Source organism: Stenotrophomonas sp. STEN014 (assembly GCF_056760315.1).
Genome location: NZ_JBRREN010000007.1, coordinates 131,152 through 143,437 on the forward strand (window position 1 = coordinate 131,152; position 12,286 = coordinate 143,437).

Annotated in this window: 10 protein-coding genes; 1 reads left to right on the forward strand and 9 read right to left on the reverse strand. The window is 66.3% G+C overall.

Annotation, left to right across the window (positions count from 1 at the left end):
• Positions 1-5: 5 nt before the first annotated feature.
• From ACVOMC_RS11380 to ACVOMC_RS11415, 8 genes are all read right to left on the reverse strand, one after another.
• Complete coding sequence (locus tag ACVOMC_RS11380) at positions 6-1,220, reverse strand: hypothetical protein (RefSeq protein WP_481524027.1); 1,215 nt, start codon at positions 1,218-1,220, stop codon at positions 6-8.
• A gap of 47 nt (positions 1,221-1,267) precedes the next feature.
• Positions 1,268-1,822, reverse strand: coding sequence for a DUF2242 domain-containing protein (locus ACVOMC_RS11385; RefSeq protein WP_481524028.1), 555 nt, complete (start codon positions 1,820-1,822; stop codon positions 1,268-1,270).
• Between the two features lie 136 nt (positions 1,823-1,958).
• Positions 1,959-4,133: a carboxy terminal-processing peptidase gene (locus tag ACVOMC_RS11390; protein WP_481524029.1), complete on the reverse strand. Its 2,175-nt coding sequence runs from the start codon at positions 4,131-4,133 to the stop codon at positions 1,959-1,961.
• A 207-nt stretch (positions 4,134-4,340) separates the two neighbouring features.
• Positions 4,341-5,351 carry a lipoyl synthase gene (gene lipA / locus ACVOMC_RS11395; protein ID WP_481524030.1) on the reverse strand — a complete coding sequence of 337 codons (1,011 nt, stop codon included), beginning with the start codon at positions 5,349-5,351 and terminating at the stop codon, positions 4,341-4,343.
• Between the two features lie 16 nt (positions 5,352-5,367).
• Positions 5,368-6,030, reverse strand: coding sequence for a lipoyl(octanoyl) transferase LipB (gene lipB / locus ACVOMC_RS11400; RefSeq protein WP_481524081.1), 663 nt, complete (start codon positions 6,028-6,030; stop codon positions 5,368-5,370).
• Positions 6,031-6,056: 26 nt separating this feature from the next.
• A complete protein-coding gene (locus ACVOMC_RS11405) occupies positions 6,057-6,335 on the reverse strand; it encodes a DUF493 family protein (RefSeq protein WP_054657872.1) in 279 nt (92 codons plus the stop codon).
• Positions 6,336-6,449: 114 nt separating this feature from the next.
• The gene (locus ACVOMC_RS11410; protein WP_054657866.1) at positions 6,450-7,427 is read right to left on the reverse strand and encodes a CsgG/HfaB family protein; all 978 of its coding nucleotides are present in this window, start codon (positions 7,425-7,427) and stop codon (positions 6,450-6,452) included.
• A 371-nt stretch (positions 7,428-7,798) separates the two neighbouring features.
• Entirely contained in the window at positions 7,799-9,484 is a 1,686-nt protein-coding gene (locus ACVOMC_RS11415; protein ID WP_481524031.1) for a CsgG/HfaB family protein, read from the reverse strand.
• 429 nt (positions 9,485-9,913) lie between these two features.
• Here ACVOMC_RS11415 and ACVOMC_RS11420 point away from each other — a divergent pair, with 429 nt between their 5' ends.
• A complete protein-coding gene (locus ACVOMC_RS11420) occupies positions 9,914-10,972 on the forward strand; it encodes a lipid A deacylase LpxR family protein (RefSeq protein WP_481524032.1) in 1,059 nt (352 codons plus the stop codon).
• A gap of 66 nt (positions 10,973-11,038) precedes the next feature.
• On the opposite strand, the gene ACVOMC_RS11425 is transcribed toward ACVOMC_RS11420, so the two are convergent.
• Positions 11,039-12,253 (reverse strand): D-alanyl-D-alanine carboxypeptidase family protein, encoded by a 1,215-nt coding sequence (locus ACVOMC_RS11425; RefSeq protein WP_057505739.1) that lies wholly within the window; start codon positions 12,251-12,253, stop codon positions 11,039-11,041.
• Positions 12,254-12,286 lie beyond the last annotated feature (33 nt).

A 12,286-nucleotide genomic window follows, 5' to 3' on the forward strand; every position in this document is an offset into this window, starting at 1 on the left:
GCACCTCATCTTGTGCTGAAAGACATTTCATTGCCGCACTCGCGCAGCCGGGCGCCGATCCAGCGCTGATAGAGCGTGGAATGCACATTGTGCAATGCCAGGTCGATGCTGAAAGGTGTACGTGGATTGCGATCCAGCAGGCGCACGATATGGTAGCCAAGCGGCTTGACGCCTTTGGGATGTACGTAGATCAGCAACTCCCGGTACACCGGATCGGCCAGCAGCGCATCGATCCGGGCCAGCACCGCCTGTTGTTCCGCCGGCAGCGCGGCGCGCAGTGCCGGATCGCGCTCATGCAACAGACGTTCAAAACGACGCCACCCACTTCCCGGCATCTGTTGTGAAAGCTGCCATATCTGCCGGTTGACGCGGTCGTAGTGGGCAAATCCGCCATGCCGCGCCAGCGCCTGTGCGGCCGCTGCACTGAGATCGGCGATGATGAAGTTCTCGGCCTGGTTGTTGATGTCATCCAGAAACCTGCGCTCGAACACATGCTCGATGAACCCCGGCACCGCCATGAACGCCTGGCGCCCCCGTGCCGAGGTGCGCACCGCCTTGCCATCGGCGAACAGCTCGCCGGCACTGCTGCCGAGCAGGATGCTCTGCGTATCGTGCAAAGTCAGGAACGTGCCGATCGAAAGCTCCGCGGCCGTGAACTCGCGGTCGAACAATACATCGCCATACAACTCGCGCTGGGTGGCCAACTGGGCGATCTGCCGCCCGACTCCGCATTCGGAACGCACGCTGCCGCGGTAGAAGGCATCCATCGCGCGCGCATTGCCAGCCACGGGCGCATACCCCCGACCGAAGCTGCGGAAGCGCTGCCACCCCTGCGCCCGCGCGCCGCCCACCCCGAAGCCGATCCAGCCCAGCTGCAATGCGGAAAAGCGGTAGTTCGCATTGGCCTGCAGTCGTGTCGTGGCGGTGCGTGCCGCATCACCGAGCCGGAACGCATAGGCGCAGACGCTGGCGGGGCTCTGCAGCAATCCCGCGGCGAACTGCTCGCGCTGGCTGGCACTGTAGCGGGCGGGAATATGTACCTGCAGATCGCCCAGGCGCTGCGCCTCCATCACCGATCCCCGCTCGCACGGTCGGCCAGCCAGCACCTGCGGCTCCGCTCCGGACGTCGGCGTGATCCGCCAGCCCAGCTCCTGCAGCAGCGCAATGCCGCAACCGGTACGCGCCTGTGCGGCGAGCGGCCAGCCAGACACGGCGCACAACACCAATCCGCACGCCGCGGCCTGCCATGCCCGGCCGCGGTGAGGGCTCACCGGGCCGCCCCGTCGGGTATCTGTGGCGCGGCCACCTCCTCCACATACTGCTGCAGGCGGCCGAAGAAATTGCGATAGAACAGCGCATCCTGCACGGTGCGGCTGGCCACGCGCACCAGCGAATCGTCATTGCTGCCAAACGGCACCGACACCGAACCCAGCGCACCGACACCGACGCTAGCCGAGGTCGGGGATTTCTTCAGCGCATAGCGCTCCTGCACCGCACTGGCGAACACCTGCGCGCGGCCATCGGCGCGGCCCACGCACGACACCCGCAACAACAGCTGCTCGTGCACTTCCTCCTTGGGCTGGAAATTCTTGCTGCCTTCGACACTGCCCGCATCGGCGCGGGTGACCGCATAACCCTGGCTGAGCAGCGCGCGACGAGCAGCCTCGCAGGCCTGGGCCGGCGCCACCTCGAGATTGCGCGAATAGGTGTCACCCGAATCGAACGACTCGCGCAGCACCGTGCTGTCGGCAACCTTGCCGCCACATGCGGCAAGCGCCAGCGAGACGGTTCCGACCAGCAGATGCAACCGGCAGCCAAGCATGGACGCTCCTCGTTTACCGAAGGCACTCAGCATAACGCCGCCAACGTCGCGGGACGTTGACGGCGTCATTCACAGCGCACCGATACTGGCACTGTACCCGGGCGCCGGCCGCTACCGCGCCCGGCACACAGGAATATCAGTCGGCCCAGCGTCCGGGGCCACTGGACTGCGGCAGCACCTGCGCCGACAGCGGACGGTCCTTTTCCAGCAGATTCAGGGCGTCGGCAAGGATCGCGGCCGACTCCCTCAGCAACGGATCCGGGCGCTTCTCGGCAGCCTTCTCGCGCTCGGCATCCTTGACGATGTCGCGCTCGTTGCCGGTCAGACCGTCATCGGTGCTGTCCTCGGCCAGCGGATCCAGCGGCAGGCCCAGCTCCTTGCGGATCTGCTGGCGCTGCTTGCGCTGGGCATCCTGCTTTTCCCGCTCGGCGCGGCGCTCGGCCTCGTTGAGCGAGATGTACTTCTTGGCGGCCTCGCTGCGGAACTGCTGCACATCCTCTTCCCACCACTGGAACTCGCGGTCGCTACGCACGCGTTCGGCATGGCGGGTTTCCAGCCGCGGCAGGATCGGCGCGAAATTGCCGTACTGGGTGTGCGGCACCGCGGCGATGCGGGTCCAAGGCAACGCGTTGTCGTAGGTGCTCTCGCCGAATTCGCTGGCATCGACACTGGCCGGGAACGCCAGGTCCGGCACCACACCCTTGTGCTGGGTGGAAGAGCCGCTGACACGGAAGAACTGGGCGATGGTCAGCTTGACCTGGCCGAAGCGCTCTTTCTCGCTGGCCGGCCAACGGTCCAGCGGCACCACGTTCTGCACGGTGCCCTTGCCGAAGGTGGTCTCGCCGATCACCAGACCGCGGCCGTAATCCTGGATGGCACCGGCGAAAATCTCCGAGGCCGAGGCCGAGCCGCGATTGATCAACACCGCCAGCGGACCGTCCCAGGCCACCGCCGGGTTGCGGTCGCTGTTGACAGTGACGCGGCCGCCGGATTCGCGCACCTGCACCACCGGGCCCTGTTCGATGAACAGGCCGGTCAGTTCGATCGCCTCATCCAGCGAACCCCCGCCGTTGTTGCGCAGGTCCAGCACCACGCCGTCGAGCTTGTCGGCCTTGAAACCGGCCAGCAGTTTGGCCACGTCGCGGGTGGCCGAGGCGTAATCGGTCGCGTTGCGACGACGGCCTTCGAAGTCCTGGTAGAACGTGGGCAGCTTGACGATGCCGATGCGGCGCTCCGGCTCGCCGGCAGCGCCCGGAATGGTCATCGTCTCGCCCTTGGCGGCCTGTTCGGACAGGCGGATCTTCTGCCGGGTCAGCGTCACCATGCGGTGCTTGCCATCCAGTCCCTCGGCGGCGGGAATGTATTCCAGCCGTACCTGGGTGTCCTTGGCACCGCGGATCTTGGCCACCACGTCGTCGATGCGCCAGCCGATCACATCCTCCAGCGGGCCGGACTTGCCCTGGCCCACGCCGACGATGCGGTCACCGGGCTTGAGCGTGCCGTCCATCGCCACCGGACCGCCCGGCACCACTTCGCGGATCACCACCACATCGTCCTGGCGCTGCAGCTGCGCGCCGATGCCTTCCAGCGACAGCGACATGGCCTGGTTGAAGTTCTCCGCCGTACGCGGGGTGAAGTAGTCGGTGTGCGGGTCCACCGCGCGGGTGTAGGCGTTGAGGTAGAGCGAGAACACGTCCTCGTTCTTCGACTCGTTGATGCCCTTGAGCAGCGTGGCGTAACGCTTGTCCAGGGTCTTGCGGATATCGGCAGCCGACTTGCCGGCCAGCTTCAGCCGCAGCCAGTCGTTCTTGACCGACTTGCGCCACAGCTCGTCCAGCTCCGCCGAGGTGCTCCAGGGCACGTCCTTGCGGTCGTATTCAAAGCGCTCTTCCAGGGTGAAATCCGGCTCGCGCTTGAGCAGCCCGCGGGCGTAGGCCACGCGATCGGCCACCCGCTGGCGGTACACCGCGAACACCTGGAAGGCCGGGTCGAGCTCCCCGCTGCGGATCGCCGTTCCGGTACTGGCGGCCAGCGGCGCAAAGCGCTCCACATCCTCACGGGTGAAGAACTGTTTACCACCGTCCAGCGATTCCAGATAACGCTTGAACACATCCTGCGAAGTCGCCGCATCCAATGGACGCGGGCGATAGGCATAGCGGCTGTCCGAAAGCAGTCCGTACACCAGCTTGGAGGTGGTCGCCTGATCGACGGTGGCCGTCGAGGACAGCACCGGCGTGTCGGCACGCGCCAGCAACGCGGCCGGCGCCGTCAGCGCCAAGGCCAGCAAAAAGGCGGGAACTCGATAATTCATCTAGATACTCGTGACGCCAGACGGTGGGGGGAGACTGCACGCAGTTCGGACACCAAGACAGTGCCGAAAGTTTCTGCACTTGTCACCCTGCGTCAGAGCAGACTAGCCGCTGCCCAGTAGCAGAATGTGAATCGCCCCGGCACGCGCGGAACAAGCATTACGATCCCGCAGACGGCATGCCGCCGTCACGGGATCGGGGCGAACCGATCAGACGCCGACGCCGGCACCGGCCGCCTGCTGGTCGGCGTGATAGGACGAACGCACCATCGGGCCGGAAGCCACGTGGGTGAAGCCCAGTTCGTAGCCGTAGTCCTCAAACGCCTTGTACTCCTCCGGCGTCCAGTAACGCAGCACCGGATGATGGTGCGCGGTCGGCTGCAGGTACTGGCCGATGGTCACCATTTCCACGTCATGCGCACGCAGGTCGCGCAGGGTTGCCTGGACCTGCTCCAGGGTCTCGCCCAAGCCGAGCATGATGCCGGACTTGGTCGGCACGTTCGGGTGCTGCGCCTTGAAGTTCTTGAGCAGGGTCAGCGACCACTGGTAGTCGGCGCCCGGACGCACGTTGCGGTACAGATCCGGCACGGTTTCGATGTTGTGGTTGAACACGTCCGGCGGGTTCTGCGCGAGGATCTCCAGCGCGCGCTCCATGCGGCCCTTGCCACGGAAGTCCGGGGTCAGCACCTCGATGCGCGTGCCCGGCGATTTCTCACGTATGGCACTGATGCAATCGACGAAATGCTGCGCGCCGCCATCACGCAGATCATCGCGATCCACACTGGTCACCACCACGTACTTCAGGCCCATGTCGGCCACGGTCTGACCGAGGCTGGCCGGCTCACTGGAATCAGGCGGCTTCGGGCGGCCGTGGGCCACATCGCAGAACGAACAGCGACGGGTGCAGACCTCGCCCAGTATCATGAACGTGGCGGTGCCGTGGCCGAAGCATTCATGGATGTTCGGGCAACTGGCTTCTTCGCACACCGTCACCAGACGGTTCTCGCGCAGCTTGGCCTTCAGGTTGGCCACCGCATTGCCCGAGGGAATGCGCACGCGGATCCACGACGGCTTGCGCAGTACCGGCGCATCGGCGAACTGCACCGGCGACCGGCCGATCTTGTCGCCACCGAGCTGCTTGACGCCCGTTTGCAACGGCGCGGACGGAATGTCGTCCTGCAGGACTTGCAGGGGAATGGAACGCGTGGTGGGTTCAGTCATGACGGTACCGGCGGCCTCAGGCCGCGAAGTTCAGATCGGGCAAGTCGGGAGTGGGATGCAGCTCAAGACCGAACTGCTTGGCCAGATGGGACAGCAGCACCGGCTTGACCGGATCGATCCCGGAAGGACCGCCCAAGTCTAGCACCGAGGTCACCTGCATCCCGGCATAACCACAGGGATTGATGCGGTGGAAAGGCTCCAGATCCAGCGCCACATTGAGCGCCAGTCCATGAAAGCTGCAGCCACGGCGAACACGGATGCCGAGCGCGGCCACCTTGGCGCCGCCCACATACACGCCGGGCGCACCGTCCAGGCGTTCGGCACCGATATTCCATTCATCCAGCGTGTCGATGATGGCCTGCTCGATGCGGCACACGTAATCGCGCACCCCGATACCCAGCCGGCGCAAGTCCAGCAGCGGGTAGACCACGATCTGGCCGGGGCCGTGATAGGTCACCTGACCGCCCCGATCGACATGCAGCACCGGGATATCACCTGGCGCCAGCACGTGCTCGTCCTTGCCGGCCTGGCCCAGGGTGAACACCGGATCATGCTCGACCAGCCACAGCTCGTCGGTGGTGCTGTCGTCGCGGGCGTCGGTGAAGCGCTGCATCGCATGCCAGACCGGCTCATAGCCCTGCCGGCCCAGATCACGCAGCGTGGCCGTCCGCGCCGCCACGCGAGCCGCCGGCCCGGTGCCGCTGTTTACAGCGTCCACTTCACTTCCGGGTGGTTACGCAGCGCTTCATGCGCGGCATCGTACTGCTCGCGGCTTTCGGCCTTGAAGCTGATGCGCACGGATACATACTTGCCGTTGGAGGAATGCTTCCAGCTGATGCGCTCGCTGAGCACCTCGACGCCGTGTTGCTGCAGCAGCCGCGGCAGCTCGGTCTCCAGACCGGTATCGGCCGTGCCCATGGCACTGAGCTCAAAGGTGCCGGGGAACTGGAAGCCGTGTTCAGGGTTGTCGGATTTGATTTCCATGCCCGCCATTATCGGGGCGCCGGCGGTCAAACCCAAGGCCGGCTGCAGTCCGCCATCGCCCCTGAATGCGAAGGGCCGCTTGCGCGGCCCTTCGCTGTGTACAGCTTCAGACGCTTACCTGGACAGTTCCAGCATGGTGGAAGACACCCAGCCCTTGTTGCCCATTTCATCCTCCACTTCCCACATGACGCCTTCTTTCACCCCGGTGGGGTACAGCATCATGCCCGGCTCCAGCGAGCGCACCGCCGCGCCGGTGCCCTTGGCATTGGCCAGCAACCGGCCGGCGCGGGTGACCGTCACCGCCTGCTGCGCACCGGCCGCCGAAGCATTGTCCGGCAGACCACCCAGCTGGGCGATGATGTCCGTGTAGGCCTGCAGGTAGGCCATGGTGATCACCTGGCCGATCTCGGTGTTGGCGTAACCGCCCACCCCCGCCGCTCCCAGGCCGCCACCACCGAACAGGCCGCCGCTGGCGCCGAAGCCCATGTCACTCTTGCGTGCGGAACCTTCGGCGATCGCCACCTGCTCGGAGGAGCGCACGTCGGTGACGGTCAGCACCACATCGGCGGTCTTGCTGGTGAAATTCAGGCCGCCGACGATCGCACCGGCCTTGCCACCGATCAGCCCGCCCAGCAGGCCACCGATGGCGTTGCCGCCGGCATTGGTGTTCTGCGAGATCAGGTCCGGGATCATCACGTAATCGGCGGCACGGACCTGGCCCTTGCCGACGTTGGAACGGCCGCGCAGGTCGCCGCTGGCAGCCAGCTCGCGCTCGAACTGCCCGGCAGCCATGCCCGCGCCACGGTCCACGAGGGTGAAACAACGCGAACGGTTGACGAAGGCTTTGATCAGTCGCGACGGCGCAGGCAGCTGCTGGCCGGTCCACCAGTGGGTGGCGTCCTCCGGCTCGATCACCGACAAGGTGCCGATCGGGCGCGGGCAGGTGGGAATCTGGGCGGCGGCAGCCTTGCGCTGTTCCTGCGCCTGGGTGCCCTTCTGCTTGAAGGCGGCGTCAGCCGGCTGGCTGGTGAGAGCGGCGGCAATACCCGCCGTGAGAGCCGCTGCAACCAGCGGCGAAAAAACATTACGCATCTACGTGATTCCCCGTTACCTGCACCTTTCGAGGTGCGTTCCTTTGGTTTAGAAACCTTGCAACAACATCCTGTTCCTTGCTGATACGGGATCAGGCAAGTGCCGCAGGTCCGCCCGGATCGTAACCCAGCGCTTTTTCAGATTCCATCCAGCAAGCGGACATTCAGGGAACCGCGTCACTGAACGCCGCCGTGCTGACGGACGAGAGGCCACCGTGCCACCGGCATGCGCCGGTGGAGCGGCTGTCCGGGCCCGTGCCGGATAGGCAGTCCGCCCCAGCCATGCCACCACGACATGGGTGAGGCGGCCGGTGTTTCCGGGAATCCGCAGCGCGACGATCAGCCGCCGCGACCGGTTCCCGGATCGTTTCATTACTGGTTGTGCGAAGGCTGTACCGTGCCACGCGTGGTGGCCGGCACCCAGCCGTACACACCGGTCTGGTCGTGCGCTTCCAGCATCGCGCCCTGGGTACCGCCAGTCAGGATCAGGCTCATGCCCGGCTGCAGCGTCCGCAGTACCGCACCGCGCCCGGAATGGTCCTGCATCAGGTTGACCGGCTCATTGAGCACCAGCACCCGGCGCAGCGCCGCGGCGGCCTGCTGCTGCGAAGCAACCACCTGGGGGGCGTACTGCTGGGCCGCCGCCGTCAACCCGCTGGCCACCGCACCGGCGACACCCCCCTGCTGTATGCCATTGACCACCTGCCCGGCCAGTTGCGCCGCACCGGCCAGCTGCGAAGCGCCGGCCTGCATCTGTGCCGGCACCAGCTGCTGCACCGCCGCCTGTGCCAATCCGCCGACAATGGCACCGGTACCTGCACCCTGCTGCATGCCGCCGACGACCTGGCCTGCCAACTGCGCCGCACCGGCCAGCTGCGAGGCACCGGCTTGCATCTGCTCCGGCACCAGCTGCTGTACCGCCGCCTGCGCCAATCCACCGACAATGGCACCGGCGCCCTGCTGCATGGCGCCGGCCGTCTGGCCTGCCAACGGCGCGGCACCGGCCTGCGCTGCCGCATAACCCTGCTGGTCATAGGGCGAAGGCTGCACCGGGAGCACCGCCACCGGCGGCGGCACCATCGGCATCTGCTGCTGTGCCAGATGCTGGGCCGCCTGCATCTGCTGCATCTGCAACTGCATCTGCTGGATCTGCAAGGCCTGCTGCGCAGCGATTGCGCTGGCCGGCATCGCCGAGGCCGTCGCGGTCGGATTGCCACCAGCCGGATAGGAGGTGGTGGCGGCACTGGCCAGCTGCGGCTTGGAGGTGGCAGTGGGCGCCGACCTCACCCGGGCGGCGAAATCGACCTTCTCCACCCGCTCAAGCAGCGCCTGGAACGCTTCGCCATAGGCTTCCTTGATCACCTTGCCGAACTCGGTGTTCTCGTAGGCACCGGCCGAAATTCCGCCATTGATCCCCTTGGCCGAGGCCGAGGCCATCAGGTTCCAGTCACGGTCGGTCAGCTTGGCCTCGCCAGAGGCGGTACCCAGCAGTTCGGCGGTGCGCGAATCGGTGATGGTCAAGATCACCTCGGCGGTCTGCTTGCGCGAGCTCATGCCGCCGGCGATCTTGCCCGCCACGCCGAGCGTGGCCACGTTGGCCAGGCCACCGATCAGGCCGCGTTTTTTGTCGGTACCGGCACCGCCACCGACGTTGGAACCGCCGGCGTTGGGATTTTGCGAGACCAGATCGGGAATCAGAATGAAGTCGGCGGCCAGCATCTGCCCTCCGCCCAGATTCGCGCCTTCCTGGATATGACCGCCGGCCACCAGTTCACGCTCGGCCTGCGCGGCGGCAAAACCCACGCCACGGTCCAGGATCGTGAAGCAATTGGAATCGGTCACCATCACCCGCAGCATGCGCGTCGGCGCCGGCAGGCCATGGCTGGCCCACAGCGCCTGCCCGTCATCGGGTTCGACGATACGGATCGTGCCTTCAGGCTTCTTGCACTTCAGGCCACCGCGGAGACTCATTTTGAAATCCAGCGCCTGGGCGGCCGGTGCGAACAGAGCCAACGCCAGTGCTGCACCCAGAACCGGCGCTGCAGAATACTTTTTCATGTTTTCCCCTGTGGCCGTCGCCTGCATGCCGGCCTGGTTGTATCGCGTGTGAAAGTGATGCCCGCACTCCCTCACAGGGCATGCAGGTCCCTGCTTCGGCAGAAATTACTTCATCTGAAATATACATTACTGAATACGAATATACCGATCCCGCGCCGCCTGCTCCCACGAAAGTCCGGCACCACGGGCTCTCACGTTTCAGGCGCGGCACCCCGGCGTCTTGATTTGCGCAATATCCCGCGCTCCCGCCGCGAAATGGAACACAGGTTCCCGCCCGTTGAAGCGACGCGTGCCGGGCGCCGGAGCGCCCGCGCCACCGGGCGTTGCGGCGCACCGGGGGCGCTGCAACGCTCCGATCCACCCAGCGGGATAGGGCGGGCCTGGTCGCGGCACTACGCTGCCACTCCCTTTTCCCGCAAAGCCGATTGAATGAAAGCCAGCACTGGGGCCCGCCTGACATGGGGCGTGTTGTTCGGGCTTGTCGCCCCGGCCGGAGGGGTGACGGCCGCCACCTGCACCGCCGGCGCATTGCTTGAACAGCCGCCGGCGCTCAACTTCCGCGTGGACAACGACCTGTTCGGCGGCGCCCAGCAGGACCAGGGCTATACCAATGGCGCGCTGCTGACGCTGGTCTCGCCCAACCTGCGCGATTACACCGACGACCCCTGCCTGCCACGGCCGGCGCGCAGGGTGAACCAGTATCTGGAGCACCTGTATCCGGGCCGGTTCGAGCAGCAGAACATGATCTTCAGTGTCGGCCAGGGCCTGTTCACCCCGACCGATCACACCCGCAGCGACCTGATCGGCGATGACCGTCCGTATGCCGCAGTGCTGTTGGCCACCTTCGGCTTCAACGCCCGCCACCGGAACCACCTGCGCACCACCCAGCTGGCCCTGGGCATGGTCGGTCCGTCAGCGCAGGGCAAGCAGGTGCAGGACGGCGTGCACGGCCTGCTCGGCGATGAGAAGTTCCGGGGCTGGAAGCACCAGCTGCGCGACGAGCCGGTGTTCAAGCTGCTGCACGAACGCCTGCAGCGCTGGCCGGCCGAGGGTAACGCGGAAGGTTGGGGCTGGGATGCGATCAGCCACGGGGGCGGCGCCCTGGGCAACCTGGCCACCTATGCCAATGGCGGTGGCGAGGTGCGTTTCGGCTGGAAGCTGCCCGACGACTTCGGCAGCTCGCCGCTGCGCCCGGCCGGCGAGAACACCGCCCCCACCCGTCGCGGCCGTGCCGAGGGCTGGTCCGGCCACCTGTTCATGACCGCCGATGCACGCTGGGTGCTGCGCGACATCACTCTGGACGGCAACACCTTCCGCCGCAGCCATCGCGTGGACAAGCGCCCGCTGGTCGGGGAACTCGGCTACGGGCTGGCGGTGATGCGCGGCAAGTGGAAGTTCGCACTGGCGCGCTACCACCGCAGCCGCGAATTTGAAGGCCAGCGGCAGACACCGGTGTTCGGCAGCTTCACTGTCAGCCGCACCCTGTAGCGGGCCACTGCGGAAAACAAAAAAGCCGGCGCGGGCGCCGGCTTTTCGCTGCGGTGTGGCGGGTCCTTACTCGGACTTCCACCACATCATGAAGGCGTCCCACAGGCGCTTGAAGAAGCCACCCTCCTCCACCGCCTGCACCGCCACCAGCGGCGCTTCGGCCACCACCTTGCCGTCCAGCGAGACCTTGACCGTGCCGATCTGCTGACCGGCGGCGATCGGCGCCACCAGCTGCTTGGGCACATCCATCGACGGCTTCAGATCGTTGTAACGGCCACGCGGCACGCTCACCAGCATCGGCTGGGCCACGCCCAGCTGCACTTCATCGGCCTTGCCCTTCCACACATGCTGCGCGGTCACCGCCTTGCCCGGCTCGTACAGCCGGTGGGTCTCGAAGAAGCGGAAACCCCAGTTCAGCAGCGCCAGGCTGTCATCGGCGCGCTGTTTTTCCGAGGCGCCGCCCAGCACCACCGCGATCAGGCGCTGGTCGCCGCGCTGGGCCGAGCTCAGCAGGCAGTAACCGGCCGCCGAGGTGTGGCCGGTCTTGATGCCGTCCACGCTGGCATCGCGCCACAGCAGCAGGTTGCGGTTGGGCTGGGTGATCTTGCCTACGGTGAATTCCTTGATCTTGTTGTAGGCGTAGGTTTCCGGATAGTCGCGCACGAACGCGCGGCCCAGCAGCGCCAGATCGTAGGCGCTGGACTGGTGGCCTTCGGCGGTGAGGCCGTGGGCATTGACGAAGTGCGAATCCTTCATGCCGATCTTGGCGGCGTAGCTGTTCATCAGCGCGGCGAAGGCCTCCTGGCTGCCGGCGGCGTGTTCGGCCAGTGCGATCGCCGCGTCGTTGCCGGACTGGACGGCCATGCCTTTTTCCATGTCTTCCAGCCGTGCGGTCTGGTTGACCGGGAAGCCGCTGTAGCTGCCATCGGTGCCGGCACCGCCTTCACGCCAGGCGCGCTCGCTCATCATCACCTGGTCGTCGGGCTTGATCTTGCCGTTCTTCATTTCCGCGGCAAGCACATAGGACGTCATCACCTTGGTGATGCTGGCCGGCGGCAGCGGGGTGTGGATGTTCTCGCCGGCCAGCACCTGCCCGGTGGCGTAGTCCATCAGCACCCAGGCACTGGCGGTGGTTGGCACGGGCGCCGGCGGCGTGGCCACCTGCACCGGGGCGGCCGCAGCGGCAGGTGCCGGTGCCGGCATGGGCGTGGGGGTCTGGGCGGAGGCAAGACCGACAGCGAGCGTCGTGGCCAGTGCAGCGGCGGCGAAACGGAATTTCATCGGAAAACGGTTCCTGATGGACGAGGAAAAAAG